This window comes from Thermus caldifontis, assembly GCF_003336745.1.
Lineage (GTDB): Bacteria > Deinococcota > Deinococci > Deinococcales > Thermaceae > Thermus > Thermus caldifontis.
Genome location: NZ_KZ851833.1, coordinates 42,010 through 68,962 on the forward strand (window position 1 = coordinate 42,010; position 26,953 = coordinate 68,962).

27 protein-coding genes, 1 tRNA gene and 1 riboswitch are annotated in these 26,953 nt (G+C 65.5%); of the genes, 16 read left to right on the plus strand and 12 right to left on the minus strand.

Annotated elements, in window-relative coordinates; genetic code table 11:
- The first annotated feature begins 73 nt into the window (after nt 1-73).
- The 3 genes from rimM to rplS are packed head-to-tail and all read left to right on the plus strand — an operon-like array spanning nt 74 to nt 1,794.
- Nucleotides 74-562 (plus strand): ribosome maturation factor RimM, encoded by a 489-nt coding sequence (gene rimM / locus DK874_RS00215; protein WP_114311525.1) that lies wholly within the window; start codon nt 74-76, stop codon nt 560-562.
- Complete coding sequence (trmD, locus tag DK874_RS00220) at nt 563-1,282, plus strand: tRNA (guanosine(37)-N1)-methyltransferase TrmD (protein ID WP_114311527.1); 720 nt, start codon at nt 563-565, stop codon at nt 1,280-1,282.
- Between the two features lie 56 nt (nt 1,283-1,338).
- The gene (gene rplS / locus DK874_RS00225; protein ID WP_114311529.1) at nt 1,339-1,794 is read left to right on the plus strand and encodes a 50S ribosomal protein L19; all 456 of its coding nucleotides are present in this window, start codon (nt 1,339-1,341) and stop codon (nt 1,792-1,794) included.
- A gap of 3 nt (nt 1,795-1,797) precedes the next feature.
- Here the strand turns inward: rplS and DK874_RS00230 are convergent, their stop codons facing one another.
- Complete coding sequence (locus DK874_RS00230; protein WP_114311532.1) at nt 1,798-2,451, minus strand: response regulator; 654 nt, start codon at nt 2,449-2,451, stop codon at nt 1,798-1,800.
- 44 nt (nt 2,452-2,495) lie between these two features.
- On the opposite strand from DK874_RS00230, the gene sdaAA reads away from it, so the two are divergent.
- Nucleotides 2,496-3,359 carry an L-serine ammonia-lyase, iron-sulfur-dependent, subunit alpha gene (gene sdaAA / locus DK874_RS00235; RefSeq protein ID WP_114311534.1) on the plus strand — a complete coding sequence of 288 codons (864 nt, stop codon included), beginning with the start codon at nt 2,496-2,498 and terminating at the stop codon, nt 3,357-3,359.
- A gap of 1 nt (nt 3,360) precedes the next feature.
- Here the strand turns inward: sdaAA and DK874_RS00240 are convergent, their stop codons facing one another.
- Nucleotides 3,361-4,218, minus strand: a complete 858-nt coding sequence (locus tag DK874_RS00240) for a sulfurtransferase (RefSeq protein WP_114311536.1) — start codon at nt 4,216-4,218, stop codon at nt 3,361-3,363.
- Between the two features lie 257 nt (nt 4,219-4,475).
- Between DK874_RS00240 and DK874_RS00245 the strand changes: the two genes are divergently transcribed.
- The gene (locus DK874_RS00245) at nt 4,476-5,156 is read left to right on the plus strand and encodes a zinc metallopeptidase (RefSeq protein WP_114311538.1); all 681 of its coding nucleotides are present in this window, start codon (nt 4,476-4,478) and stop codon (nt 5,154-5,156) included.
- Complete coding sequence (locus DK874_RS00250) at nt 5,157-5,405, plus strand: TFIIB-type zinc ribbon-containing protein (RefSeq protein ID WP_114311540.1); 249 nt, start codon at nt 5,157-5,159, stop codon at nt 5,403-5,405.
- A 54-nt stretch (nt 5,406-5,459) separates the two neighbouring features.
- Here DK874_RS00250 and DK874_RS00255 read toward each other — a convergent pair whose 3' ends face one another.
- The 8 genes from DK874_RS00255 to DK874_RS00290 all read right to left on the minus strand — a co-directional run bounded on the left by DK874_RS00255 (nt 5,460) and on the right by DK874_RS00290 (nt 12,932).
- A complete protein-coding gene (locus DK874_RS00255; RefSeq protein WP_114311542.1) occupies nt 5,460-6,110 on the minus strand; it encodes a peroxiredoxin in 651 nt (216 codons plus the stop codon).
- Nucleotides 6,111-6,185: 75 nt separating this feature from the next.
- Entirely contained in the window at nt 6,186-6,512 is a 327-nt protein-coding gene (locus tag DK874_RS00260) for a nucleoside triphosphate pyrophosphohydrolase family protein (protein WP_114311544.1), read from the minus strand.
- Nucleotides 6,499-9,537 carry an SMC hinge domain-related protein gene (locus DK874_RS00265; RefSeq protein ID WP_114311547.1) on the minus strand — a complete coding sequence of 1,013 codons (3,039 nt, stop codon included), beginning with the start codon at nt 9,535-9,537 and terminating at the stop codon, nt 6,499-6,501. Before DK874_RS00265 ends, DK874_RS00260 begins: the two co-directional genes overlap by 14 nt.
- Nucleotides 9,534-10,031 carry a GerMN domain-containing protein gene (locus DK874_RS00270; protein WP_114311549.1) on the minus strand — a complete coding sequence of 166 codons (498 nt, stop codon included), beginning with the start codon at nt 10,029-10,031 and terminating at the stop codon, nt 9,534-9,536. Before DK874_RS00270 ends, DK874_RS00265 begins: the two co-directional genes overlap by 4 nt.
- 2 nt (nt 10,032-10,033) lie before the next feature.
- Nucleotides 10,034-11,179, minus strand: a complete 1,146-nt coding sequence (locus tag DK874_RS00275; protein WP_114311551.1) for an N-acetylmuramoyl-L-alanine amidase family protein — start codon at nt 11,177-11,179, stop codon at nt 10,034-10,036.
- Nucleotides 11,176-11,610, minus strand: coding sequence for an SsrA-binding protein SmpB (gene smpB / locus DK874_RS00280; protein ID WP_114311553.1), 435 nt, complete (start codon nt 11,608-11,610; stop codon nt 11,176-11,178). The genes DK874_RS00275 and smpB overlap by 4 nt, the downstream gene beginning before the upstream one ends.
- 1 nt (nt 11,611) lies before the next feature.
- Nucleotides 11,612-12,322, minus strand: a complete 711-nt coding sequence (locus DK874_RS00285) for a carbon-nitrogen hydrolase family protein (RefSeq protein WP_114311555.1) — start codon at nt 12,320-12,322, stop codon at nt 11,612-11,614.
- A 1-nt stretch (nt 12,323) separates the two neighbouring features.
- Complete coding sequence (locus tag DK874_RS00290; protein ID WP_114311701.1) at nt 12,324-12,932, minus strand: biotin transporter BioY; 609 nt, start codon at nt 12,930-12,932, stop codon at nt 12,324-12,326.
- Between the two features lie 187 nt (nt 12,933-13,119).
- On the opposite strand from DK874_RS00290, the gene gap reads away from it, so the two are divergent.
- From gap to mnmE, 8 genes are all read left to right on the plus strand, one after another.
- The gene (gene gap / locus DK874_RS00295) at nt 13,120-14,115 is read left to right on the plus strand and encodes a type I glyceraldehyde-3-phosphate dehydrogenase (protein WP_114311557.1); all 996 of its coding nucleotides are present in this window, start codon (nt 13,120-13,122) and stop codon (nt 14,113-14,115) included.
- Complete coding sequence (locus DK874_RS00300) at nt 14,116-15,285, plus strand: phosphoglycerate kinase (RefSeq protein WP_114311559.1); 1,170 nt, start codon at nt 14,116-14,118, stop codon at nt 15,283-15,285.
- Between the two features lie 55 nt (nt 15,286-15,340).
- A complete protein-coding gene (gene tpiA / locus DK874_RS00305) occupies nt 15,341-16,093 on the plus strand; it encodes a triose-phosphate isomerase (protein ID WP_114311562.1) in 753 nt (250 codons plus the stop codon).
- A 32-nt stretch (nt 16,094-16,125) separates the two neighbouring features.
- Complete coding sequence (locus tag DK874_RS00310; protein WP_114311564.1) at nt 16,126-17,241, plus strand: pyridoxal phosphate-dependent aminotransferase; 1,116 nt, start codon at nt 16,126-16,128, stop codon at nt 17,239-17,241.
- Nucleotides 17,238-18,278, plus strand: a complete 1,041-nt coding sequence (gene pdhA / locus DK874_RS00315; RefSeq protein ID WP_114311566.1) for a pyruvate dehydrogenase (acetyl-transferring) E1 component subunit alpha — start codon at nt 17,238-17,240, stop codon at nt 18,276-18,278. The genes DK874_RS00310 and pdhA overlap by 4 nt, the downstream gene beginning before the upstream one ends.
- Nucleotides 18,272-19,267: an alpha-ketoacid dehydrogenase subunit beta gene (locus tag DK874_RS00320; protein WP_114311568.1), complete on the plus strand. Its 996-nt coding sequence runs from the start codon at nt 18,272-18,274 to the stop codon at nt 19,265-19,267. Before pdhA ends, DK874_RS00320 begins: the two co-directional genes overlap by 7 nt.
- Nucleotides 19,268-19,972: 705 nt before the next feature.
- On the plus strand, nt 19,973-21,247 hold the full coding sequence (gene hemL, locus DK874_RS00325) for a glutamate-1-semialdehyde 2,1-aminomutase (RefSeq protein WP_114311570.1): 1,275 nt from the start codon (nt 19,973-19,975) through the stop codon (nt 21,245-21,247).
- A 3-nt stretch (nt 21,248-21,250) separates the two neighbouring features.
- On the plus strand, nt 21,251-22,549 hold the full coding sequence (gene mnmE / locus DK874_RS00330) for a tRNA uridine-5-carboxymethylaminomethyl(34) synthesis GTPase MnmE (RefSeq protein ID WP_114311573.1): 1,299 nt from the start codon (nt 21,251-21,253) through the stop codon (nt 22,547-22,549).
- Nucleotides 22,550-22,552: 3 nt separating this feature from the next.
- Here mnmE and metX read toward each other — a convergent pair whose 3' ends face one another.
- Together metX and DK874_RS00340 are read right to left on the minus strand one after the other, a co-directional pair.
- Nucleotides 22,553-23,695, minus strand: a complete 1,143-nt coding sequence (metX, locus tag DK874_RS00335) for a homoserine O-acetyltransferase MetX (protein WP_114311575.1) — start codon at nt 23,693-23,695, stop codon at nt 22,553-22,555.
- On the minus strand, nt 23,692-24,957 hold the full coding sequence (locus tag DK874_RS00340) for an O-acetylhomoserine aminocarboxypropyltransferase/cysteine synthase family protein (protein ID WP_114311577.1): 1,266 nt from the start codon (nt 24,955-24,957) through the stop codon (nt 23,692-23,694). The genes metX and DK874_RS00340 overlap by 4 nt, the downstream gene beginning before the upstream one ends.
- Before the next feature lie 129 nt (nt 24,958-25,086).
- A riboswitch (SAM riboswitch) is annotated at nt 25,087-25,223 on the minus strand.
- 114 nt (nt 25,224-25,337) lie between these two features.
- On the opposite strand from DK874_RS00340, the gene DK874_RS00345 reads away from it, so the two are divergent.
- Nucleotides 25,338-25,414: transfer RNA gene (locus DK874_RS00345), tRNA-Pro, on the plus strand.
- 40 nt (nt 25,415-25,454) lie between these two features.
- Nucleotides 25,455-26,945 (plus strand): Na/Pi cotransporter family protein, encoded by a 1,491-nt coding sequence (locus DK874_RS11940; protein ID WP_114311579.1) that lies wholly within the window; start codon nt 25,455-25,457, stop codon nt 26,943-26,945.
- Nucleotides 26,946-26,953: the final 8 nt, after the last annotated feature.

A 26,953-nucleotide genomic window follows, 5' to 3' on the forward strand; every position in this document is an offset into this window, starting at 1 on the left:
ACAGGAGGAAAGGGTATAACCCCCTTTTTCCCCAGCGTGGGCGCAGGCAAGGGGATTTTGGCATAATAGGGGTATGCGCCTGGTGGAGATAGGCCGGTTTGGGGCGCCCTATGCCCTTCAAGGAGGGCTTAAGTTCCGGGGTGAGCCCGTGGTGGCCCACCTGGAGCGGGTCTATGTGGAAGGGCATGGCTGGCGGGCCCTGGAGGACCTCTACCAGGTGGGGGATGAGCTGGTGGTCCACCTGGTGGGGGTGCGAAGCCGGGAGCTGGCGGAGCCCTTGGTGGGCCTCAGGGTGTACGCCGAGGTTACGGAACTACCCCCTTTGGAAGCGGGGCAGTACTACTACTTTGCCCTCATGGGCCTGCCGGTGTTTGTGGAGGGGGTTCAGGTGGGCGAGGTGGTGGACATCCTGGACGCCGGGGCCCAGGACGTCTTGATCATCCGCGGGGTGGGGGAGAGGCTTCGCGACCAAAGGGAGTTCCTGGTACCCTTGCAGGCCCCTTACGTGCGGGTGGAGGCGGAAGGGATCCACGTGGAGCCCATCCCCGGGCTTTTTGAGTGAATGCGCTATACCATCCTTACCCTTTTCCCTGGGCTCATCCTTCCTTGGCTTTCGGAATCCCTGATCAAAAGGGCCAGGGAGCGGGGGCTCATCAGGGTGGAGGTGGTGGACCTAAGGGCCTTTGGCCTGGGCCGCCATCGCACCGTGGACGATACCCCCTATGGCGGCGGGGCGGGGATGGTGATCCGTCCCGATGTGGCGGTGGCGGCCTTGGAGACGGTGCTCCCTGCGGACGAGGTGATCCTCCTCTCCCCGGCGGGGGAGCCCTTCACGCAAAAGGTGGCGGAGGAGCTGGCCGAGAAGGAGCACCTGGTCCTTCTTTCCGGGCGTTACGAGGGGTTTGACGCCCGGGTGGAGGCCTTTGTGACCCGCTCCCTAACCATTGGGGACTATGTGCTCATGGGGGGGGAGGTGGCGGCCTTGGCGGTGTTGGAGGCCACGGCCCGGCTTCTTCCCGGGGTGATCGGGGATCCGGAAAGCCACCGTAAGGACTCCTTCGTAGGGGGGCTTTTGGACTACCCCCACTACACCCGTCCGCCGGAGTTCCGCGGACTAAAGGTACCCGAGGTCCTCCTTTCCGGGAACCACCAGGAGGTGGAGCGCTGGCGCCGGCGGGAGGCCTTGAGGAAGACCCTGGCCCTGCGCCCCGAGCTTCTTAGGGAGGCGAAGCTTGGGCCCCTCGAGGCCCTTTGGCTTGCAGAACTGGACCGGGAGGGCTAGACTAGAGGCTGTTGCCCATGAACCCCTAAGGGTTCCTCTGGGGTAGGAGGATTGGGATGAACCGAGGAGCTCTTCTTAAAGTGGTGGAGGCCAAGTATACCCGCACCGACCTGCCCGAGTTCCGGCCTGGCGACACCGTGCGGGTGGCCTACCGGGTAAAGGAAGGCAACCGCACCCGGGTGCAGAACTTTGAGGGCATCGTCATCAAGATCAAGCGGAACGGCTACAACACCAGCTTCACCGTGCGCAAGGTGAGCTATGGGGTAGGGGTGGAGCGCATCTTCCCCCTGAACTCCCCCCTCATCGAGCGGATTGAGGTCGTCCAGCGGGGCCGGGCCCGGCGGGCCAAGCTTTACTTCATCCGTGAGCTTTCCGAAAGGGAGATCCGCCGTAAGCTCCGCGCCGACCGCAAGCGCATCGGCCAGGACCAGGAGATGGCCAAGGCCGCCAAGGAGGCCGCCCTTGCCGAGGCCTCCGAGACACCCAGCCAAGGGGAGTCCAGCGCCGAGTAGCCGTTATCCCGTGCTGGGGGGCGGGGAATCCTGCCCCCCGGCTTTTGTTAGAAACCCCAGGGCTCTGGCCCTCTCCAAGGCCTCCACGCGGTTCCGGGCCAGGAGCTTGCCGTAGAGGCTTTCCAGGTGGTCTTTCACCGTATCCGGGGAAAGGCCCAGGGCCTTGGCTATCTCCTTCACGGAAAGCCCTTGGGCCAGAAGGCCCAGTACCTCTTCCTCCCTAGGGGTCAGGGCGGGGAGGTCAGGGGGGGTGAGGCGTTCCTCCCCCCGGGCCACCCGCAGGAGGCGCCTTTTCAGCTCGGGGGCGGACAGCTCCTTGGAAAAGTAGGCGTTGGCCCCGGCCAGATAGGCTTCCCGTACCAAAGCGGGCTCCTGGTAGGTGGTGAGGAGGGCGATGAGGCCTGGGTATCCCGCTTGGCGTAGTTTCCGGGTGCACTCTAACCCGTCCAATACGGGCATCCTGAGGTCCAGAAGCACGGCTTCGGGCCATAGGGCCAGGGTCTTGTCCAGGGCTTCTTGTCCGTCCTGGGCCTCGGCCACCACCACCAGGCCTTCCCCCTCGAGGCCCGCCCTAAGCCCCAGGCGGAAGAGGGGGTGGTCGTCGGCGATCAGGACGCGGAGGCTAGGTTCTGGCGTCCCCATTCCTGCCCTTAGCATAGGCCTACCCCTGGGCGGATGGGGCCAACGCCTATACTGAGGCTATGCCATTAACCCTGAACGAACTGGCAAGCCTTTCCGGCCGGGCGTCGGAGGCGGTGCTTCGCGAGGAGGTGGAGGAAACCGGTTTAGTGCCGGAGGTTATCCTGGATAGGCTTCGGGAGCGCCTGGGCGTCATGCGGGATTCCATCCGGAGAGGTCTAGCCTCGGATGCCCCCAGCGTGGCGGGGATGGTGGGTAGGAACGCCAAGACCTTGTGGGAGGCTCCCGATCCCTTAAGGGACCCCCTCTTGAAACGGGTTCAGGCCTACGCCATGGCGGTCAATGAAGAGAACGCCCGCATGGGACGGATTGTGGCCGCACCCACAGCGGGGAGCGCCGGGACCCTGCCGGGGGCCCTTCTGGGGGTGGCGGATCACCTGGGTATCCCCGAGGAGGACCTCCTCATGCCCATGGTCCTGGCCGCCGGCGTGGCCAAGATCATCAACCGCCAGATCTACATCGCGGGGGCCAGCGGGGGGTGCCAGGCGGAGATCGGTTCCTCGGCGGCCATGGCGGCCGCCGCCGTTACCGAGCTCCTTGGAGGGAACCCCGAGGCTTGTGCCCACGCAGCCGCCTTAGCCCTGCAGAACACCCTTGGTCTGATTTGCGACCCCGTGGGGGGGTTTGTGGAGGTCCCCTGTGTGATGCGCAATGGGTTTTATGCGGTCCATGCGGTAAGCGCGGCCTCTATGGCCCTTGCGGGCATCAGGAGCGTAATCCCCCCCGATGAGGTGATCCTGGCCATGGCGGGCATCGGCCGCCTCCTGCCCTTGGAGCTAAAGGAAACAGGCCTTGGGGGCTTGGCGGACACCCCCACGGGGCGTCGGCTTGCCGCCCAGGCCCTGGGGGAGGCTTCCGAGGTTTAAGCTACTCCTCTCCTTTGGTCACCGGCACCCCCACCAGGTTGCCCCATTCCGTCCAGGAGCCATCGTAGTTCTTCACGTGCGGATAGCCCAGAAGGTATTTGAGGACGAACCAGGAGTGGCTGGAGCGCTCGGCGATGCGGCAGTAGACCACCACGTCCTTATCCGGGGTAATCCCCAGGGGCTGGTACAGGGCCTGAAGTTCCTCCACGGTCTTAAAGGTGCCGTCGGGGTTCACCGCCTTGGCCCAGGGGATGTTTTTGGCGCCGGGGATGTGGCCGGCCCGTAGGGCCCCTTCCTGGGGATAACCGGGCATGTGGGTGAGCTCCCCCCGGTATTCCTCGGGGCTGCGCACATCTACCAAAGCGCCCTTGCCCTCCTTCACCTTGAGGATATGCTTGAGCACCTCGTCCCGGTAGGCGCGGATGGATTCATCCCGATAGGGGACGCGGTACTGGCCTTTGGGGAAGGTGGGCACCTCGGTGGTGAGGGGACGGCCCTCCTCCACCCATTTCTGGCGTCCCCCGTTCATCAGGCGCACATCCTGGTGGCCGTTGTACTTGAAGAACCAGAAGGCATAGGCGGCCCACCAGTTGTTCTTGTCCCCGTAGAGGATTACCGTGGTGTCGTTGGCGATGCCAAGCCTTTCCATGAGGCTGGCAAATCCTTCCTCGTCCACGAAATCCCGCACCACGGGGTCCCAGAAGTCCCTCTGCCAGTCCACCTTCTGGGCATTGGGGATGTGGCCGGTGTCGTAGAGGAGGATGTCCTCGTCCACCTCGAGGATGCGAACCTGCGGGTCCTGCCAGTGCTCCTGAACCCATTCCGTGCTTACCAGTACCTCAGGATGGGCATACCCCATGGGTTACCTCCCAGGCCAATATACCCATGAGCGTAAGATAATAAAGGAATCGAGCCCACATTTGGCAATAGGGCCTTGCCATGGGGGTGGGCGTCTGGTATAAAGGTACCTGCGGGGAGTAGCCGCCCCCAGTGGGGGCCAGCCGATCGTCAGTACGGGAGCCTTCCCCGGTCGGCTGGGGCGCCTGAGGGCGCATGGCGAGACCACCTACGGGTGGCCTCGGTTTTTTGCTACTCTTCGTAAGGAGGTGGAAGGGAATGGACGTGTTGGCGCTTTTGCTCATGGTGCTGGTCTTCGTGGCCAGCATGGTGATTCAAGGAGGGTTGCAGGCTACCTTTGCCCGCTTTAGCCGGGTGGCCAATAGCCGTGGCCTCACGGGGGCCCAGGTGGCCCGGTCCATTCTGGATGCCCATGGCCTCACCCACGTGCGGGTGGAGCCGGTGCCCGGGGCTCTCACCGACCACTACGACCCCCACGCCAAGGCGGTGCGGCTTTCCGAGCCCAACTACGCCTCGCCCAGCCTAGCCGCCCTGGCGGTGGCGGCCCACGAGGTGGGGCATGCGGTGCAGGATGCCCAGGGGTATGCTTGGCTGCGGGTAAGGGCCAGCCTGCTACCGGCCGCCAGCCTGGGTTCCAACCTGGGGCTTTGGTTGGTGATCCTGGGGCTTATGGTGGGGGCGATCGGTTTGGCCAAGCTGGGCCTCTACCTCTTCCTGGCGGTGGCCCTTTTCCAGCTGGTGACCCTGCCGGTGGAGTTTGACGCCTCGAGGCGGGCCTTGGAGTTCCTAAGGCGCATGGGCTTTCTTTCCCAGCAGGAGATGGCCCCCGCCCGCCAGGTGCTGACCTGGGCAGCCCTGACCTATGTGGCGGCCCTGGCCAGCTCCTTGGCTACCCTTCTTTACTACGCCAGCCTCCTCATGGGCCGCCGGGAGGAGTAGATGCCCCTTCTCCTTTGCCCCAACTGCCAGGTGGGCATGCGGGAGGTGGAAAGACGGGGGGTCCTCTTGGACGTATGCCCCCAGTGCGGGGGTGTGTGGCTGGATAAGGGGGAGCTGGAGAAACTCCTGGCCGAGGCCCGGGAGGTGGAGCGTTCCTACGAGGAGGAAAGGGAGGCCCACCACCGCAAGGAAGGGAAACCCTACAGGAAAAAGAAAGGGTTTCTGGACATCTTTGACCTCTTTGACTGAGGGCATGCTGCCTGAAAGCCCCCGGGAGACCCCGGGGGCTTTTTCGGGGATAGGCTAATCCGCCTTCTTGAGGCGGAGGTACCAGCGCCTATACTCGGCGTACTCGGTTTTTCTGGCTTCGTCGGCCTTGAGCTCGTCCAAGGTGGCCGGAGGCTTGACGATGGCGGCCTCCCCGGGTTGCCAGTCCGCGGGGGTGTTCAAGCCGGTGCGGTCGGTGAACTGCAGGGCTCGGATGAAGCGTAGGATCTCGTCGATATTGCGACCCGTGGTGAGGGGGTAATACAGCATGCCCCGGAGGATACCGTTGGGGTCGATGATGAACACCGCCCGCACCGCAGCGGTTTCGCTGGCGGCGGGGTGGATCATGCCGTAGAGCTTGGACACCTTCATGTCTAGGTCGGCGATCACCGGGAAGTTGATGGGGATCCTGGACATCTCCTCGAGGTCCTTTAGCCAGGCCAGGTGGGCGTAGATGGAGTCGATGGAAAGGCCTACCAGCTGAACGCCCAGCTCCTCAAACTCCTTTTGCCGCTTTGCGAAGGCCAGAAACTCCGTGGAGCACACCGGGGTAAAGTCGGCGGGGTGGCTGAAGAGCACCACCCATTTGCCCTTGAGGTCGGATAGCCGAAGCTCTCCGGCCGTGGTCTTGGCCACGAAGTCCGGCGCAGGTTCGTTTAGACGGGGCAGGGTAACGGTCTCTTCCATAGCAAACCTCCTCGGCTGGAGTACCAGCCAAGCGACACTATACCCCAAAGGGGTACTAGATGCAAGTGATTTTCGTTAGCGGTTGTCCCCCGAGCCCCCGATCTTTCCCCGTTCCAGGCGGGAGCGGAGCTTAGCTAGATTGCCTTGGGCCACCTCCTCCAAGCTTACCCCCAGGTCGGTGGCCAGCTGGGCCACATACCAAAGCACGTCCCCAAGCTCAGCCAAGAGATCCTCCCGAGCGGCAGGGCCGAGGGTTCCCCCGTGGTCTCTAAGCACCTTCTTTACCTTGTTGGCCAGTTCCCCTGCTTCCCCCACCAGGCCCAAGGTGGGGTACAGGATCCGGTAGGCCTCGGGGTAAAGGGCGGTCTTCTTGGCCTCCTGCTGGTACTCATTCAGGGTCATGGGCTACCTCCTTGCGGATGGAGTAGACCCGGCTCACGCCTCCTTGGGCGGTGACCCCGTAGAGGGCGTGGCAGGCCTCCATGGTGCGCTTTTGATGGGTGATGAGGATGAACTGCTGCCCCGAGTGCAAGAACCGGGTGAAGCGGGCCAGGTTGGCGTCATCCAAGGCGGCGTCCACTTCGTCCAGTACCGCCAGGGGCAGACCCCCTTGGAGTTCCCCCAGGGAGAACAGAAAGGCCAAGGCGCCCAGGGTTTTTTCTCCCAGGGAAAGGAGGCGGAGGTCCTGGGTGCGTTTGCCTGCGGGAACCAGCATGAGCTTCAGGCCCCGGCCCTCCCGCCGCACCTCGGCCTGGGCTCCCAGGAGGGCAGAAGCGTTGCGCCGGAAAGCTTCCTGGAACACGGCGAAGCTTTCCCGCAAGCGCTCAGCGTATTCCCTTTCCACGGCCTTGGTCTCCGCCTCGAGGCGATGCAGGGCTTCCAGGGCTTCTTGGACCTCCTCCTCTTGGGCTTTAAGGCGGGCTTCCAGCTGGACGAGCTCCCTTTCCGCCAGGGCGTTCACGGGTCCTAAGCTGGCCCGCTCCCGTTCTAGCTGGGCCAGCTTGGCCTGTAGGGCCTTGGGGGTACCGGGGATCCTTTCCCCGGGAGGCAATGCGGCCCGCTCCCGCAAAAGCTCCTCCAGGAGGGCTTCCCGGCGGGCCAGGAGGAGGCTTAGGTTTTCCCGCTCGGCCAAAAGGGCGTTGGCCCGGGTGAGGGCCCGGGTTTCCCTTTCCTGGAGCGCTCGCTTTTCCTCCCGTAGGGCCATCAGCTGGCTTTCCAGGGCTTGGATCTCGGCCAGGAGGGGTTCGCTGGCGGCCAGCTTGGCCTTCAGCTCCTCCATTCGCACCTGGAGGCGGCGCACCTCCCGTTGCGCCTCTTCCCAGGCTTTCTGGGCTTGGGAAAGAAGCCGCCAGCGTTCGTGGGCATCGGCCTGGGCTAGGGCTTCCTCCAGCCTTCTCTTCTCCTCCTCCAGGGCCTGAAGCTGGGTTTCCTCCCAGGGGTCTTGGGGAGGCAGGGGGGGCTCTGGGGGCGGGGGTAGGGGGGAGGCGAGGGAGCGCTTGAGGGTGGCCACCTGGGCCCGGAGTTCCTCCAGGTGCTGGTAGGAGGCCAAGGGGGCCAAGGCCTCCTCCAGGGCCCGGACCTTTTGCGGGAGGAGCGCTTCTTCCGCCTCGAGGTCCTCCAGGCGCCGCCTTAGGAGGAGGGTCTCCCCTCCTCCCCTTGGCCTTCCCCCGGTGAGGGCCCCCAGGCGTTCCAGCACCTCCCCTTCCAAGGTGACCAGCCGTTCCCTTCCCCCTGCTTTACGGTAGGCGAGAGCGGTATCCAGGTCCTTGAAGACCAAGGTGTCCCCGAAAAGGGTGAGGAGGACTGCCTCTTCGTGGGGTACCCTAAGCCGCAGCCGGGCCAGCCGGAAAGCGGGTCCCAGGAGGCCAGGGGCCGGTTGGGCTGAAGGGGGAGGTGGGGGGGAAAGAAGGGTGAGGGGTAAGAAGGTGGCCCGGCCCCCTTCCCGCTTCAGGAGGGCGATGGCGGCTTTGGCGGCTTCCTCATCCTGGGTGAGCACCCATTGGAGCCGGGGGCCTAAGGCCACCTCCAGGGCCAGCTCCAGCCCCGGTTCGGGCCTCACCAGGTCGGCCACCACCCCCAGGACCCCGGGAAGCTGGCGCACCTTTCGGGGGCCCTCTTGCAGGTCGCTTCCCGCCTGCAAAAGGCGCCTGAGGCGCTCGGCCTCCCGCTTTGCAGCCTGGGCTTGGGCCTTGAGCTCGGCCAGCCTTGCTTCCAGCTCCCTTCTTTGGGCCGCCTGGGCCTCGAGGACCCTAAGGGCCTCCTGCTTTCGGCCAAGTTCCTCCTCCAGGCGTTGCCGCTGGGCGAGGGCCTCCAAATAGGCCTTTTGCCTCTCCTCATAGCGGGCCCGTTCGCTCAAGTAGCGGCGCAGGGCCTCTTCGTGGCGGCGTTTCTCTTCCTTTAGCTGGTTTTCCCGGGCCCGCAGGGCCTTGAGGCGCTGGCGGAGTTCCTCTGCCGGTACGGGGGGAGGGGGAACGGGGGGACCGGGGTCAGGCGGCGGGGGGCGGTCCAAGGTCTTTTGCAGCCGGGCAAGCTCCCTTAGCTCGCGCTCCCAGGCCTCCCGTTCCTTGAGGCGAAGGCGCACCGCCTCCAGGTTCTGACGCAAGGCCTCCTCCTTCCTTCCTAGGGTTTGGCGGTGGGCCTCCAGCCTTGCCCGTTCCTCCTTTAGGGCTTCCTCTTCCTGGGCTAGGGATTCAAGCCTTTCCTGGGCCCTTTGCCTCTCCTTCTGGGCTTCCTCTATCCGGGCCTCGAGGAGGCTCGCCTTCAGCGCCAGAACCTGGAGGTCCAGCTCCCGGGCCCTTTGCGCGGCCTGGGCTTCCCTTCTTAGCCCTTCCGCCCGGGCCTGGAGTTCCTTAAGCCCAAGCCTTCGCTTCTCCAAGAGGTCCCAGGCTTCCCGAAGGCGCTCCTCCGTGGTCCGGGCCGCCTCCGCCACGGGCCTAAGTCCCGAGGCCTCCTCCAGATGGCCAAGGAGCACCTCTTCCGGGGCCTCCAGAAGGAGGGCCACCTCCCCTTGGCCCACGATGGCATACCCCCCCCGGCCCAGGCCGGTGCCGGCCAGGTGCAGGGCCAAGGCCTTGGCGCTTACGGGCCGGCCATTCACCCGGAACACGGAGCGCTCCCCCTCTATCCGCCTTTCCACCACCAGGCGCTCCCGGCCCCGGGAAAGTTCTAGGCGCACCTCCGCCATACCCTGGGGAGGGCGGCCATCGCTGCCGTGAAAGAGGAAGGCCTTAAGTTCCTGTCCCCTTAGCTCGTGGGCCCGGGCCCCGGTCACGAAGCGCAGGGCCTCCACCAGGTTGCTCTTGCCCGAGCCATTGGGCCCGATGATGCCGGTGATGGGGTCAGGAAAGTCCAAAGCGGTGCGCTCCGCAAAGGACTTGAACCCCTGTAGGACCAAGCGGTCGATGCGCCAGGCTTCCCTTTCCCTCATGGCAGGCGATAAGGTTGGCTTAGGTCTAAATGGGCCAGCCCCGGCTTAGGTTCCCCCTCCACCAGGAAGCGCACCTCCTGGGCCTGGGGAAAGGTGGAAAGGAGGGTGTAGGCCAAGCTATAGAGGCGTAGGGCTTCCTGGGTGGCATCCAGACCCAGGGCGAAATCGGCGGGAAGGTCCACTACGAAAACCTGGGCCATCCGGTACAGGGCCCGGGGTTTAGGGGCCCCTAGGGCCTCGGCCCAGGCGGCCAGAACTTTGTTCTCCGGCGTATCCCCTGGGGCCAGCTCCAGGGTGCGGGTTTCCTTCCGGAGGCCTTGAGGAGGGTTGGGAAGGTAAAGGATGGTGGGCAGGCTGCGTGCGGCCAGGGTCTCCTCCGAGGGCAAGGGCAGGGCGGTGGAAGCCTGGCGCCCCGGGCTTTGCCAGTAAACCAGGGTCCCCAGGGCGAAGACGGCAAGGCCAAGGAGGTTCCAGAAGGTCAAGAGTCGGCGCATGGCTACTCCACGTAGGTGCGGATGGCCTGGGCGATGGCCTCCGCCACCTGGTTGCGGGCCTCAGGGGTCTTGAGCCGCTCCACCCCCACCTCCAGGAGTACCCCTGCCCCGGGGATATCCGTGAGGGCGTAGGGACCCTCGGCCCGGGCCAGCACGATGCCCAGGGCAGAAAAGGCCTTTTGCAAGGCCTGGGCCAGGCGCCCTGGGTCGCCGGCGTAGACCTTGAGCAAGGCGGTTTGCTCCGCCGGGGCTGTGGCCAGGAGGGCCTCGGCGTTTTGGGCAAGGGGAGAGGTGCGGGCCTTGGGGAGGTAGAGGTTAACGGTACCCCCCTGGGTCACGTGCAGGGAGACCATCACCGAGGCGGTTTGCGCCTGGGCCAGGCGGGCCTCGAGGGGCACGTACCGGTCGGTTTGCCGGGTGAGCCTGGCGCCAGGCAGGCGGGAGGCCACCCTCTTGGCCAGATCCAGGGTGAGGTCTTTTTCCAAGAAGCCTCCTGCTGAGATCCCTGGGTCCTGCCCCCCGTGTCCCGGGTCCAGGAGCACCGAGGGCCTAGGTCTAACCAGGGAACCCCACTCCAGGACCACCTGGCCCCCGCCGGGGTAGTAGAGCCGGGCGGGCGGGCTTTCCAGGGCCAGGCGCAGGCCCTTTTCCTCCTGGCTCAGGCCCGCCCCCTCTCCCTGGGCCAGGAGGAAGAGGACGCTGTTGCCCTCCACCAGGGCGTTCACCTCCCGGGAGAAGCGCAGGACCACCCGGTCGGGTCGGTGCGTCATGCCGAGAAGGCGGGCCCAGGGAAGGCGAACGAGGATGCCTTCCTGGGCCCGGTACTCCAGGCCCAAGGCCTCGCTTAGGGGCCGTAAAGGGACAAGGACCTCTTGCCCTCGTTTCCAGGCGGCCCCCCGGGCAGCCGCCTGGGCCTCGTTGGCCACCAGGGGGAAGGCCTTGTAGCGGCTTCCCAGGCCCAGGGCTACCTGGCCTTCCCCTTGCCACACGGCAAGCCCCAGGCCCCGGGCTAGGAGGTCCACTTCCCCATAAGATACGCCCCGACCCCCAGGGTACAGGGCTTGGCCCACCTCTCCCCCCGCCAGGAGGGGCCTTGGAGCCTGGGCCAGGGCGAGAAGGAGGAACAAGGCCAGCGCCAGGAACCTCATAGCTCCTCCAGGGCGCGGCGCACGGCCCGCTTCTTGTCCTCTTCCTTTCTCTGATAGGCCTTTTTCCCTCGGGCCAAACCCAGGAGCACCTTGGCGTAGCCCCGTTCGTTGAAGTAAATCCTAAGGGGTACCAGAGTGAGACCCTTTTGCTCCACCTTGCCCCTAAGCCGGTTCAGCTCGTGGCGGTGAAGAAGGAGCTTGCGCTTTCTCCTGGGGTCCACGTTGGTATAGGATCCTTTTTCGTAGGGGGCGATGTAGAGGTTTTCCAGGTAAAGCTCACCGTTTTCAAACTTGGCGAAGCTCCCGGTAAAATCCACCTTACCGGCGCGCAGGGACTTGACCTCGGTCCCCTTGAGGACCAGCCCTGCCTCGTAGGTTTCCAGGATCTCGTAGTCGTGCCGTGCCCGGCGGTTCTCCAGCACGAGGGCCATCTTACCAGAGGCGGTAGGCTTCCGGCCGCCGGTGGCCGAGGATGGGGTAGCGGGCGCGGTACTCCTTCAGGAAGGCCAGGTCCAGGTCCACCAGGAGAAGGCCCTCCTCTTCCCGAAGGCCGAGAAGCCGCCCATCAGGGCCCACCGCCAGGGAAGGGCTTCCCGTGTCCGCACGGTTGGCGAGGAGCAGGTACGCCTGGTTCTCCGCAGCCCGGGCCCGGGCCAGAACCACAAGAAGCTCCCTATACTCCCCGGGCCAGGCCGAGCCCACCAGAAAGCCCTCGGCGCCCATCAGGGCATAACTGCGAAACAGCTCGGGGAAGTCCAGATCGTAGCAAAGGGCAAGCCCGAACCCCGTATCCCCAAACTCCCAGATCACGGGGCCTTCCCCGGGCGCAATCCCCTCATCCCCCTCCTCGCCCCACGCCAGGTAGGGATGCACCTTATCGTAGGAGGGACCCTGGGGGAAGACGCCAAGCCGGTTCCTGGGGCCAGGGGCCAGGAAGCCTGCCACCACCGGTATCCGGTTTTCCTCAGCCAGGGCCTTAAGGGCCTGGGGAAGGGCGTCTTCCCTTTGCTTTCCCAGGACCAGCTCGGGAAGGAGGAGGGCCAAGGCCCCCTCCCCTTGCGCCCTTTCTACCAGGGGTAGGAGGGCCTTGAGCAACTCGGAAACGCTACGCCTTTTGCCCAGGTGGGCTAGGGCTACCCGCACGCTAGCGCTTTCCCAGGAGTTTCCAGGCGGAGGGCAAGAGGAGGGCAGCCACCCCCGCCTTCACCAGGTCCCCGGGGATGAAGGGGAAAAGCCCCATGGCGAGAAGGGCGCCCGTTCCGGCGAACTTTCCTGCCCCCATGAGCCAGGCGGCAAGCCAGGGAAGCCCCACCAGGTAGAGGAGGGCGTTGCCCGCCAGCATGGCCAAGAGGGTTCCCAGGAAGCTGCGGTCCAGGCCAAACCGCTCCACCAAAAGACCCACGAGCCCCGCTGCCAAGGGGAAGGCCAACAAGAACCCTCCGGTGGGGCCCAGGATCTTGGCCAGGCCGCCTGTGCCCCCCGCGAAGACGGGTAGCCCCGTGGCGCCCTCCGCCAAATAGGCGAGCAGGGCCAGGAATCCCAGGCGGCTACCCAGGGCGGCGCCCACCAGAAGAATCGCCAGGGTCTGGCCGGTGATGGGCACGGGGGTGAAGGGCAAAGGGATGCTGATCCTGGCGGCCAGGGCCACCAGGAGGCTACCCGCCAGGATTAGGGTTAGGTCTCGGGCCAGGGTACGGTTGGGCCAAAGGATCTTAACCAAGGGGGTATAGGGAAGAACCTCGGTTTTCCACATGGCTACCTCCAGGACCACCTGGGTGGCCGTCAACCATGGTATGGTCTTGGGGTTGACAGGTCAAGGTCAGGGGTTCGCTTAAACCAAGTGCCGGCAATCACTTATGGAAAAGCCGCTATACTAAAGCCATAGCTCTTTACCCCGCCGGCACAGCGAGGGGGGCAGGAGCCACGCTAGGAGGTAAGCTATGAAGGTAGGCATCAACGGATTCGGCAGAATCGGTCGCCAGGTGTTCCGTATTCTTCATGGGCGGGGCGTGGAGGTGGCCCTCATCAACGACCTGACCGACAACAAGACCCTAGCCCATCTTTTGAAGTACGATTCCATCTACCACCGCTTCCCTGGGGAGGTGGGGTACGATGACGAGAACATTTACGTGAACGGCAAGCCCATCCGGGCCACGGCCATAAAGGATCCCAAGGAGCTTCCTTGGGGAAGCCTGGGTGTGGACGTGGTCATTGAGTCCACGGGGGTGTTCACCGACGCCGACAAGGCCAAGGCCCACCTCGAGGCGGGGGCCAAGAAGGTGATCATCACCGCCCCGGCCAAGGGCGAGGACATCACCATCGTCATGGGGGTGAACCACGAGCAGTACGATCCCGCCAGGCACCACATCATTTCCAATGCCTCCTGTACCACCAACTCCCTGGCCCCCGTGATGAAGGTGCTGGAAGAGGCCTTCGGCGTGGAGAAGGCCCTCATGACCACCGTCCACTCCTACACCAACGACCAGCGGGTTCTGGACCTGCCCCACAAAGACCTGCGCCGGGCGCGGGCGGCGGCCATCAACATCATCCCCACCACCACCGGGGCTGCCAAGGCCACGGCCTTGGTGCTTCCTTCCTTGAAGGGCCGCTTTGACGGGAGCGCCCTCAGGGTGCCCACGGCCACGGGGAGCATCTCCGACATCACCGCGGTGCTCAGGCGGGAAGTGACCGCTGAGGAGGTGAACGCGGCCCTCAAGGCGGCGGCCGAGGGTCCCTTGAAGGGCATTTTGGCCTACACCGAGGACGAGATCGTCCTTCAGGATATCGTGATGGACCCCCACTCCTCCATCGTGGACGGCAAGCTTACCAAGGCCCTGGGCAACCTGGTCAAGGTCTTCGCCTGGTACGACAACGAGTGGGGCTATTCCAACCGGGTGGCGGATCTGGTGGAGCTGGTGCTCAAGAAGGGGGTCTAGATGCGCACGTTACAGGATCTGGATGCCCGGGGCAAGCGCATCCTGGTGCGGGTGGACTACAACGTGCCCATCAAGGATGGGGTGGTGCAGGACGATACCCGCATCCAAGAAAGCCTTCCCACCCTGCGCCACCTTTTGGAACAAGGGGCCTCCCTGGTGCTTCTTTCCCACCTGGGTCGGCCCAAGGGGGTGGACCCCAAGTACTCCCTGGCCCCGGTGGCGGAGGCCTTGGGCCGGTATCTAACCGGCGTCCGTTTCGTGCCGCATAGCCCCGGTTCCGACCAGGCGCACCAGGCGGTGCAGGCCCTGGCCCCGGGTGAGGTGGCCCTTCTGGAAAACGTGCGCTTTGAACCGGGGGAGGAGAAGAACGACCCCGAGCTTGCCGCCCGTTACGCCCGGCTGGGGGAGGCTTTCGTCCTGGATGCCTTCGGGAGCGCCCACCGGGCCCACGCCAGCGTGGTGGGGGTGGCCAGGCTTCTTCCTTCCTTTGCAGGTTTCCTCATGGATAGGGAGGTGAAGGCCCTTTCCCGCTTGCTCCGGGATCCGGAAAAGCCCTACGCGGTGGTCATCGGTGGGGCCAAGGTTTCCGACAAGATCGGGGTTATTGAGAACCTCCTGCCCCGCATAGACCGCCTTTTCATCGGCGGGGCCATGGCCTTCACCTTCATCAAGGCCTTGGGGGGCGAGGTGGGCAAGAGCCTGGTGGAGGAAGACCGCCTGGACTTGGCGAGGGACCTCTTGAGGAGGGCGGAGTCCTTGGGGGTGAAGGTGCACCTTCCCGTGGATGTGGTGGCGGCGGAGCGGATTGAGGCGGGGGTGGAAACCCGCACCTTTCCCGCGGATGCCATTCCTGTGCCCTTTATGGGCCTGGACATCGGTCCCCAGACCCAGGAGGCTTTCGCCGAGGCCCTCCAGGGATCCAAGACGGTTTTTTGGAACGGTCCCATGGGGGTCTTTGAGGTGCCGCCCTTTGACCAGGGCACCCTGGCGGTGGGCCGGGCACTGGCGGCCTTGGAGGGGGCCTTTACCGTGGTGGGCGGTGGGGACTCGGTGGCGGCGGTGAACCGGTTGGGCCTCAAGGAGCGCTTCAGCCACGTCTCCACTGGGGGTGGGGCGAGCCTAGAGTACCTGGAGAAGGGTACCCTCCCCGGCATCGAGGTCCTAGAGTAGGGAGGCTTGGTCCGGCCCCGCCCTCGTGGGCGGGGTTTTCCTATAGGATGACGGCATGCGCAGGGTCTTGGTGGCAGGAAACTGGAAGATGCACAAGGTGCCCTCGGAGGCCCGGGTGTGGTTTGCTGAGCTCAAAAGGCTTCTTCCTTCCTTGGAGTCCGAAGTGGCGGTATTGCCGGCCTTTCCCATGCTGCCTTTGGCCAAGGAGGTGTTTTCCGGAAGCCAGGTGGCCTATGGGGCCCAGGATGTCTCTGCCCACCGGGAAGGGGCTTACACGGGGGAGGTTTCCGCCCGGATGCTTTCCGACCTGGGGTGCCGTTACACGGTGGTGGGGCATTCGGAAAGGCGGCGCTACCACCGGGAGACCGATGCCCTGGTGGCCGAGAAGGCCAAAAGGCTTTTGGAGGAGGGGATTACCCCCATCCTCTGCGTGGGGGAACCCTTGGAGGTAAGGGAAAGGGGGGAGGCGGTGCCCTATACCCTGGCCCAGCTTAAAGGGAGCCTCGAGGGGGTGAACCCTCCGGGCCCAGAGGCCTTGGTCATCGCCTACGAGCCGGTTTGGGCCATCGGCACCGGGCGGAACGCCACCCCCGAGGATGCCGAGGCCATGCACCAGGCCATCCGCCAGGCCCTGGTTGAGCTCTACGGAAGGGCGTTTGCGGATCGGGTCCGGGTCCTGTATGGGGGGAGCGTGAACCCCAAGAACTTCGCCGACCTCCTTTCCATGCCCAACGTGGACGGGGGGTTGGTGGGCGGGGCCAGCCTCGAGCTGGAAAGCTTCCTGAGCCTTCTCAGGATTGCCGGTTGAGCCAAAGAGGGTTTTGGGCTACCCTTATACCCATGCGGCTCCATCCCCGCACCCAGGCGGCTCGGGAAAGCATCTTCCCCAAGATGAGCCAGCTTGCGGCCAGACTCCAGGCGGTGAACCTGGGCCAGGGCTTTCCCTCAAGCCCTCCGCCCCCCTTCCTGCGGGAAGCGGTGCAAAGGGCCCTGGGCCGCTTTGACCAATACGCTCCTCCTGCGGGCCTTCCCCAGCTTAGGGAGGCCTTGGCGGAGGAGTTTGCTGTGGAACCCGACTCGGTGGTGGTCACCTCGGGGGCCACGGAGGCCCTATATGTGCTCCTGCAAAGCCTGGTGGGTCCGGGGGATGAGGTGGTGGTGCTGGAGCCCTTTTTTGATGTCTACCTCCCCGATGCTTTCCTGGCCGGGGCCGAGGCCAGGCTGGTGCGCCTGCCCCTGGAGGAGGGGGGGTTCCGGCTGGACCTAGGGGCCCTGGAGGCGGCCATCACCCCCCGCACCCGGCTTATCCTCCTCAATACCCCCATGAACCCCACGGGCCTGGTCTTCCGGGAAGAGCTTAAGACGGTGGCGGAACTGGCCCGGAGGCACGACCTCTTCCTGGTTTCCGACGAGGTCTACGACGAGCTTTACTTCGGGGAAAGGCCACCCCGGTTGCGGGACTTGGCCCCCGAGCGCACCTTCACCGTGGGCAGTGCAGGGAAGCGCCTCGAGGCCACCGGATACCGGGTGGGCTGGATCGTGGGGCCCAAGGAGTTCATGCCCACCCTGGCGGGGATGCGCCAGTGGACCAGCTTTTCCGCCCCAAGCCCCTTGCAAGCGGGGGTGGCGGAGGCCTTAAGGGTGGCCCGAAAGGAGGGGTTCTACGAGGCCTTGCGGGAGAGCTACAAGGGGCGGCGGGACCTTCTCCTTTCTGGCCTTCGGGCCTTGGGCCTTCGGGCCTACGAGCCCGAGGGTACGTACTTCCTCATGGCGGAACTTCCTGGATGGGAGGCGCTAAAGCTGGTAGAGGCAGCCAGGGTGGCCTTGATCCCCGCCAGCGCCTTCTACCGGGAGGATCCACCCCCATGGCTTTTTCGCTTCGCCTTTTGCAAGGGCGAGAATGAGATCGCCCTAGCTTTGGAGCGCTTAGCTCCTGTGGTAAACTCCCCGGCGTGAAGCCCAAGGTAATCCGATACCTGGATAAGGGGGAGTTTCCCATAGGCGAGGGGGAAGCCCTGGCCCTTTACCGGGCCATGCGCCGGGCCCGGTTTTTTGACGAGAAGGCCCTTCTCCTTCAGCGCCAGGGGCGGCTTGGGGTCTATGCCCCCTTCATGGGACAGGAGGCGGCGCAGGTAGGGGTGGCCCTGGCCCTAGGGGAGAAGGACTTTGTGGTGCCCAGTTACCGGGAGTCCGCCATGCTCCTAGCCCGTGGCCTCCCCATCCATACCTTGATCCTCTATTGGCGAGCCCATCCCGCAGGTTGGCGGTTTCCCGAAGGGGTGCGGGCGGTGAACCCCTACATCCCCATCGCCACCCAGATCCCGCAGGCGGTGGGCCTGGCCCTGGCGGGGCGGTACCGGGGGGAGGGCTGGGTGGTGGCCACCTCCATAGGGGACGGGGGGACCAGCGAGGGGGATTTCCACGAGGGGCTTAACTTTGCTGCCGTCTTTGACGCCCCCGTGGTCTTCCTGGTGCAGAACAACGGCTACGCCATCAGCGTGCCCCGGCACAGGCAGATGCGGGTGGACTATATCGCCCGGCGGGCGGAGGGGTACGGGATCCCTGGGGTGGTGGTGGACGGCAACGACGCCTTCGCCGTCTACCTGGAGGCCAAAAAGGTGGTGGAAAGGGCCAGGAGAGGGGAGGGGCCCACCCTCCTGGAGGCCCTCACCTACCGCCTGGCCCCCCACACCACCTCCGACGATCCCAGCCGTTACCGCACCCGGGAGGAGGAGGAGGCCTGGCGGGCCAAGGACCCCATCCTACGCCTCCGGAAAGCCCTGGAGGAACGGGGACTATGGGGAGTGGAGGCGGAGGAGGCCCTCTTGGGGGAGCTCGAGGAGGAGTTCGCCCGGGAGGTGGCCTTGGCGGACCAGGCCCCTGAGCCCACGCCCGAGATGATGGTGGAGCATGTGTACGCGCAGATGGGCCCCGACCAGAGGCGGGCTTGGGAGGCCTTGCGGCAGGGGAAACACGTGGAGGAGCTATGGTAGCGGAAAAGGCCAGGGTGCTGAACCTGGTTCAGGCCATCAACGAGGCCCTGGACCTGGCCTTGGCCCGGGATGAGCGGGTTTTGGTCTTCGGGGAGGACGTGGGGCGGCTTGGGGGGGTGTTCCGGGTCACGGAAGGCCTCCAGGCCAAATACGGCGAGGGCCGGGTATTCGATACCCCCTTGGCGGAAAGCGGCATCCTGGGCTTGGCCATCGGGTTGGCCATGGGGGGGATGCGGCCCGTGGCGGAGATCCAGTTTGCCGGTTTTCTCTACCCGGCTTTGGACCAGATCCTCTCCCACCTGGGCCGCTGGCGCCATCGTTCCCGGGGGTGGGTGGGTTTGCCCGTGGTGGTACGGGCCCCCTATGGGGGTGGGGTGCACACCCCTGAGCAGCATGCGGACTCTCCCGAGGCCCTTCTAGCCCATACCCCTGGGATTAAGGTGGTGATCCCCTCGAGCCCCGAAAGGGCCAAGGGTCTCCTCCTCGCTGCCATTGAGGACGAGGACCCCGTCTTCTTCCTGGAGGCCATCAAGCTCTACCGGGGGGTACGGGCGGAGGTGCCCGAGGGCTACTACACCCTCCCCCTGGGCAGAGCCCGGGTGGTGCGGGAGGGGAAGCACGCCACCCTGATCGGCTACGGGGGCATGGTGGAGGTGATGCTGGAGGCGGCTACGGTGGCCGCCAAGGAGGGGGTGCAGGTCATGGTGGTGGACTTGGAAACCCTGGTTCCCCTGGATGAGGACACCCTCCTCGAGGTGGTGCGGGAGACGGGCCGGGCGGTGGTGGTCTACGAGGCCATGCGCACCGGTGGCTTCGGGGCCGAAATCGCTGCCCGCATCGCCGAAGGGGCCATAGACCACCTCCAAGCCCCCGTGGTGCGGGTGGCGGGGTACGACGCCCCGTACCCTCCCTTCAGCGCCATTGAGCACCACTACCGGCCCAACGCCCGCCGGGTGCTGGCGGCCTTAAGGCGGGTGCTCACCTACTGATACCCTTTCCTCCTGTTTCGTTCTCTAAGCCGCAACGAGATGATGCCTATCCGAGGCCCTTTGCGGGGCCCCCACCCTGGCGCAAGCCAGGGTGGGGTGGTATGAGGCCGTCACGTCAAGGAATCCTCGAGGGCTGGGTAGGTGGGCAAACCTGGGGCACGGCTGGCGCCTCGGCCAGCCAGGAGGCGGGGGCTTACTCGGGGGGAAACCGCGTATCCTTTGGGGAACACGCTCCACTCTCGCACCCCGTTTCGGGAATGGACGCTCGGTTGTCCGCAAGCCAGCGGTACACTCTGGGCCTGAGGCCGGTTAGCTTGAATAGAACAAGCGCAGGCAAGAAAGGCCAGGGTGGGGGAAGGCATTTGCCCAACAAAACGGGGGCGCTAAAGCCCCGCGCAACTCCACGCTTCTTCCCCCTTTGCCAAACCACGTGGGTTTCCCGGTCTAGGGCGTTGAAGAGGTTCAAGGGTTGGACCCAGTGAGAGGTAACCCGACGGAGGCCGAGGAGGTCCAGGGCACGGGGAAGTACCCTACCCTGGCGCAAAGGGGACAACCGCCGCCTGCGCCGATGAAGGCCTTAGGGGCACGGGGCTTGTCGGCTGGAGAAAAGCCCTCTTCCTCTGGCATTCCCCTAGGAAACCTGGGGCGTGCCTGCGGGGGTGGGGGCGTTTGGTCTCGGCTTCAGACTGGCGTAAAGTGAAGGGTATGGAGAGGCCCATCTCCGAGAAGCTTTTTACCGAAGCCCAAAGGCATATCCCTGGCGGGGTTTCCAGCCCCGTTAGGGCCTTCAAGGCGGTGGGGGGTACGCCTCCCTTCTTCGTGCGGGGGGAGGGGGCCTATGTGTGGGATGCTGACGGGAACCGGTATGTGGACTACGTGCTCAGCTGGGGGCCCTTGATCCTGGGCCATGCCCATCCGGAAGTGGTGCACCGGGTCAAGGAGGTGGCCGAGAAGGGCCTCACCTTCGGGGCTCCCCATCCCCTGGAGGCGGAGCTGGCCAAGGCGGTGAAGCGGGCCTACCCAAAGCTGGAGCTGGTGCGCTTTGTCAACTCCGGGACCGAGGCCACCATGAGCGCCTTGCGCCTGGCCCGGGGGTATACGGGGAGGAAGTACATCGTCAAGTTCCGGGGCAACTACCATGGGCATGCGGACGGCCTCCTGGTGGAGGCGGGAAGCGGAGCCCTTACCCTTGGGGTTCCCAGCAGCGCCGGGGTTCCGGAGGAATACGCCCGCCTCACCTGGGTCTTGGAGTACAACGACCCCGAGGGGCTAAGGGAGGTTATAAGGAAGCGGGGGGAGGAGGTTGCCGCCATCATCTTTGAGCCGGTGGTGGGCAACGCTGGGGTCTTGATCCCCACGGAGGAGTTCCTCAAGGCCCTGCATGAGGCCCGGGATTACGGGGTCCTCCTCATCGCCGACGAGGTGATGACGGGCTTCCGCCTGGCCTTTGGCGGGGCCACGGAGCGGCTTGGGCTTAAGCCCGACCTCATCACCCTAGGCAAGATCCTGGGTGGCGGCCTTCCCGCCGCCGCCTACGGGGGCAGGCGGGAGATCATGGAAAGGGTGGCTCCCTTGGGGCCCGTTTACCAGGCGGGGACCCTTTCGGGGAATCCCTTGGCCATGGCCGCGGGCCTGGCCACCTTGGAGATCCTGGAGAGGAACCCCAGTTACTACGCGTACCTGGAGACCTTGGGGGCCAGGCTGGAGGCGGGGCTCAAGGAGGTGCTTTCCCAAAAGGGTCTTCCCCACACGGTGAACCGCATGGGCTCCATGATCACGGTTTTCTTCACCGAAGGGCCCGTGGTTACCTTCCAGGAGGCCAGGCGCACGGACACGGAACTTTTCAAGCGCTTCTTCCATGGCCTCCTGGACCGGGGCGTGTACTGGCCGCCCTCCAACTTTGAGGCGGCCTTCCTTTCGGTGGCCCATAGGGAGGAGGATCTAGCCTTTACCCTCGAGGCCCTGGAACGGGCCCTTTAGCCTATGACCCTGAAGGACCCCATCTGCGCCATCGCTACCCCCTTGGGCAAGGGGGCCATCGGGGTGGTGCGGCTTTCCGGGGAGGGGGCCTTGGAGGTGGCAAGCCGGGTGTGGCGGGGAAGGGATCCCCGGAAGCTGAAGGGAGGCCGGTTCACCCTGGGGGAGGTGGTGGACCCGGAAACGGGAGAGCTTCTGGACCAGGCCCTCCTTTTGGTTTTCCGGGCACCCCGGTCCTACACCGGGGAGGAGGCCTGCGAGTTCCACACCCATGGCTCGCCGGCGGTCCTGAGGAGGGTCCTGGAGGCCCTGGTGAAGGCGGGGGCTCGGGTGGCGGCTCCGGGCGAGTTCACCTTCCGGGCCTACATGAACGGGAAGCTGGACCTGGCCCAGGCGGAAGCGGTCTTGGCCCTGGTGGAGGCGGAAGGGGAGTTGGCCCGCCGCCAGGCCTTACGGAGCCTCGAGGGGGGCTTCTCGCGGAGAATAGCCCATCTCGAGGAGAAACTTCTTTCCCTCCTCGCCCACATCCAAGCCCTTTTGGACTACCCCGAGGAGGGGGTGGAGCCCCTGGAGGCCAAGCGGGTGATTGGGGAGGTGCTGAAAGAGGTGGAGGCCCTCCTGGCCCAGGGCCGGGCCTCCCGGCTGGCCCAGAAGGGAGCCCGCCTGGCCCTAATCGGGGCGCCCAATGCCGGTAAGAGCTCCCTTCTCAACGCCCTTTTGGGCTACGAAAGGGCCTTGGTTTCCCCTATCCCCGGTACCACCCGGGACTACCTGGAGGCGCCCCTGGAGCTTTTCGGCATTCCTCTGATGGCGGTGGACACCGCCGGGATAAGGGACACGGAAGACCCCCTGGAAAGGGCGGGGGTGGAACGGGCCTTAAGGATCGCCGAGGAAGCGGATCTCGTCCTCTACGTGGCCGACCGCTCGGCTCCCAAGCCCCCCCTTCCTCCCTTGCCCCCCAGGAGCCTGAAGGTGGCCACCAAGGCCGACCTTCCCCCCCTTTGGGAAGACCCGGAGTTCCTTCCCGTTTCCAGCCTCACCGGCCAGGGCCTGGACCGGCTTAAGGAGGCCATCCGGGAGTCCCTTTTGGGCAGGGAAGGGGGGGATTACCTCCTCACCGAGCGGCAACTTGAGGCCCTCCACCGGGCCAGGGAGAGGCTTCTAGAGGCCCTGGACCTCCCCGAGGACCTGATGGGGCTGGCTTTGGAGGAAGCCGTGCGGACCCTGGCCTCCTTAAGGGGCAGGAGGGAGGTTTCCCCGGAGGTGGTGGCCCGGATTTTCCAGAACTTCTGCGTGGGAAAGTAGGGGCTAGGGCAGGAAGGAATCCAGAATGGCCTCCACCTGGTCGGTCTCAATCAGGAAGGCGTCGTGCCCGTGGGGGCTACGGACCTCCCGGTACCTTCCTCCGCTCAAGCGGGCCACCTGCCGCACCTCCTCCGCCGGGTAGAGGAGGTCGGTGTCTATGCCCACAAACAGGGAGGGTAGGTTTTTAAGCCGTTTCAAGGCCTCCTCCACCCCACCCCTTCCCCGGCCTACATCGTGGGTGTCCATGGCCCGGGAGAGGACCAGGTAGCTTTCCGCATGGAAGCGTTTTAGGAACTTCTCCCCCTGGTAGTCCAGGTAGGTTTCCCCCTTTTCCGGCTCCTGGCCCCAGCGGGCTTCAAAGCCCCGGGGTGCGCGGTAGCTCATCATGGCGATGCCCCGGGCCAAGGCCATGCCCTGGGGGGCAGGATGGCCCGCCTGGTACTCGGGGTCCAGGAGGATGGCCTGGCGGCTTAGGTGGTTAAAGGCCCGGGCCCAGGGCCCGTGCCTGGCTGGGGCGGCCAGGACCACCAGCTTCTTCACCCTCTCCGGGTACATGAGGGCGAACTCCAAGGCCACCATCCCCCCAAGGCTTCCCCCGATCACCACCGCCTTCTCCACCCCCAGGTGGTCCAGAAGCCTCGCCTGGGCGCGGGCCAGGTCGCGGATGGTGAGGCGGGGGAACCCCTTGCCGTAGGGTTTGCCCGTGCGGGGGTCCGGGGAGAGGGGTCCCGTGGAGCCATAGCAGCTTCCCAAGTGGTTGGCGGAGATCACGTAGTAAAGGGCAGGGTCCAGGATCCGCCCGGGGCCCACCAGGGCATCCCACCAACCCTGCGGGCCAAAGGCCCTTTCCAGGGGCGAGAGTTCTTGGAGGGTGGCCTCGTGGTAGGTGCCGGCAAGATGGGCGCTTCCCGTAAGGGCGTGGAAGACCAAAACCGCATTGTCCCTAAGCCGGGAAAGCCGCCCGTAGGTTTCAAAGCGCAGGCGCACCTCGGGCAAGAAGCCGCCCTGCTCCGTGTAGAACCCCTCCCGCCGGGGGAAGAGAACGGCGGTGCGGGGCCTTGGGGGAGGGATGGAAAGGGGAGAGCGGGGGGGCTTGAGGATAAGGGCCTCGTGTTCCCCCCAGGTCTCCAGGGCGATCTCGCTCATGCCAAGGCCTCCTTGAGCTCCGCCTTGAGGTCCTCCACGTGCTCGAGGCCCACGCTCAGGCGCACCATCTCCGGGGCTACCCCGGCCAGGGCCTGCTCCTCGGGGGAGAGCTGGGAGTGGGTGGTGGAGGCGGGGTGGATGGCCAGGGTGCGGGTGTCCCCCACATTGGCCAGGTGGGAGATGAGCTTAAGGCGGGAGATAAAGCGCTTGGCGGCCTCGTACCCTCCCTTCAGGCCGAAGGTGAGAACGGCCCCAGGCTTACCCCGGAAGTACTTCTGGGCCCGGGCGTGGTGGGGGTGGTGGGGGAGCCCTGGGTAGTTCACCCAGGCCACCTCCGGCTGTTCCGCCAGCCAATGGGCCAGGTGCAGGGTGTTCTCCACGTGGCGCTCTGCCCGCAGGGAGAGGGTTTCCATGCCGAGTAGGACCACCCAGGCCTCAAAGGGGCCCAGGGCCTGGCCCTGGTCGCGGAGGCCGTCCACCCGGGCCTTTACGATGAAGGCCAGATCCCCAAAGGTTTCCACAAGCCTTAGGCCATGGTACCCAGGCTGGGGCTCGGTAAGGAGGGGGTAGCGGCCGTTATCCCAGGGGAAGTTCCCTCCGTCCACCACGGCCCCGGCGATCACCGCCCCGTGCCCCCCCACCCACTTGGTGAGGGAATGGGTCACCACCGCCGCCCCCCATTCCAAGGGCCTAAGAAGGTAGCCCCCCATGCCAAAGGTGTTGTCCACGAAAAGGGCCACCCCCACCTCTTGCGCGGCTTGGGCCAGGGCCTCGAGGTCAGGGATGTTTAGGGCCGGATTACCGATGGACTCCACCCACCAGGCCCGGGTCCTCCCATCGGTGAGGGCCAAAAACTCCTCGGGGCGTTCCTCGCGGGAGGTGAAGCGCACCTCAATCCCAAGCCGTTTCAGGGTTACCTTGAACTGGTTAAAGGTTCCGCCGTAGAGGTTCGGGGTGGAGACGAGGTTGTCCCCCGCCTGGGCCAGGGTGGTGAGGGCCAGGAACTGGGCCGCGTGCCCCGAAGAGGTGGCCAGGGCGGCCTTACCCCCCTCGAGGGCCGCCAGCCGCCTTTCCAGCACCTCCACCGTGGGATTCATGATGCGGGAGTAGATGTTGCCAAACTCCTTAAGGGCGAAGAGGTTGGCCGCGTGCTCGGGGCTTTGGAAGAGGTAGCTGGTGGTGGGGTAGATAGGCACCTGGCGGCTTAGCGTGGTGGGCTCGGGCTCGTAGCCGGCGTGGAGCTGCAGGGTCTCAAAGCGCATCCTTGGCCTCCTTTCCAAGAACCTGCCGGGGGCGCTTGGAAGGGGCCAATAAGAAGGCCCCTTCTGGCGGGAAGTGCAAGGGCACCGTTCTCTCGCCTAGAAGGGGTTGGGCGTGGCGCTTACCCCCCTCTCTTATCGTCCCCGGGCGTTTCCCCCACCCGGGCCGGCCTTGGCACCAGCCCCACCCGCATCCGGCCATGGAACGGAAGGGATGGGAGGTTGCCGCGGTTTCACAGGGCCGTACCCTCCACCGCTCTGGATAAGAGAACGGGCTGGTTTTCGCCGCGCCCCGGCGCGGTTAAGGGTTAGTGTAGGAGGAGGGTTCTTTTCCGTCAACCCTTTGACCTTTTGGCCTTCCTACCCTATACTGATGGGCGCTACGGGGAGTAGCGCAGCCCGGTAGCGCACCTCGTTCGGGACGAGGGGGTCGCTGGTTCAAATCCAGTCTCCCCGACCAGAAGGCCGGCCCTAGGGCCGGCTTTTCGTATACTCCTCCCGTGGGCTTTCTGGCGGGCCTTGCCCTTTTGCTCCTGGGGCTTCACCTCATTGGGGAAGGGCTTTCCTCCGTCAAGGGGAAGCGGTACCTCCTGGCGCGGGCGTTCTCCAAACCGGAGGGCCTTTTGCTTTCCGGTTTCCTGTTGGGACTTCTTTCGGGTAGCGGGACTGGCCTCTCCCTCCTGGCCCTGGGGCTTTTGGAAGGGGGGATCTTTTCCCTGGGGCAGGCCGCTCTCCTTTCCTTGGCGGCCACCGCCGGGGCTTCCGCCTGGGTGGGGGTGGTGGCCCTGGCGCAGCGGGAGGTGGCCGAGGCGCTCTTGGTCCTGGGCCTTCCCCTTTTCCTCTTCAGGGGAAGCCGGAGCGGGGGGCTGGTTCTCCTGGGGTTGGGCCTTCTTTTCCTGGGCTTTTTGCAGATGGGCCAAGGGGCCAAGGCCGTTGTGCCTCTTCTGAGCCTGTTGAACCCAGGTCCATGGGTCTTGTACCTGGTGGGGATCCTGCTGGCCTTCCTTCTGGGGACTGCCAATGGGGTGGCGGCTTTGGCCCTGGCCCTTCTGCCCTTTTTGGGGCAGGAGGGGGGGATGGCCTTGACCCTGGGGGCAGGGGTGGGGGTTTCCGGGGTCCTTTTCCTGGCGGCCTTGGGGGGTAGGAGGGAGGCATGGGCACTTTCCGCGGTGCTCTTTGGGCATCGGTTTCTTCTCTCCTTGCCCTTCTTGTTCCTGCTTGGGCCCTTAGGGGGGCTGGGGGTGGTGGGGCTCCATCTGCTGAGCCATGGGGTCTACGCCTTGGGCTTTCTTCCTCTCCATGCCTTCTACTTGCGCTTGGCCCAGCGCCTGTTCCCCCGCCCCACCATTAGCCCCAAGTACCTTTCCCTCGAGACCCTGGAAACCCCAGGCCTGGCCTACGCCCTGGTGCGGAGGGAGCTGGGCCGGGTGGCGGATGCCGTGCGGGACATGTTGGCCAAGGCGGTGCGCATTCTGGCCCAGGAGGAGGGCGGCGAGGGGGAGCTTTCGGCCCTGGAGGAGAAGGTGGACCAGCTTACCCGGGAGGTGGTCCTCTACACCGCTGAGCTTTCCACCCGTACCCGGGACGAGCGGGCGGTTCGGTTCTTCGTGGCGGCCAGCGAGCTGGAGCACCTGGGGGACCTGGTGCGCCGGGTGGTACGGCAGGCGGAGAAGCTTTGGGCCCAGGGCTTGACCTTTAGCCCAGAAGGCAAGGAGGACCTTTTAGAGGCGGGGAGGCTGGTATTAGGCCGCTTGGAGCGCATGGCGGCGGCCTTGGCCACGGGGGACAAGGCTTTGGCGGAGGGGGTTTTGGCCGAGGAAGGGGAAGTGGCAGCTTTTTTGGATCGCCTGCGGCGGGCGCACCTAAGCCGCCTGGAAAGTGGAAGGGCGGAGAGTCGGGCCACCACCTTGGCCCACCTGGATCTCCTCATCACCCTCGAGGAGATTTCCAGCGGGGTGGACAGGCTTTGCCGCCTGGTCCGGGGGCTTTAAGCTAGGAA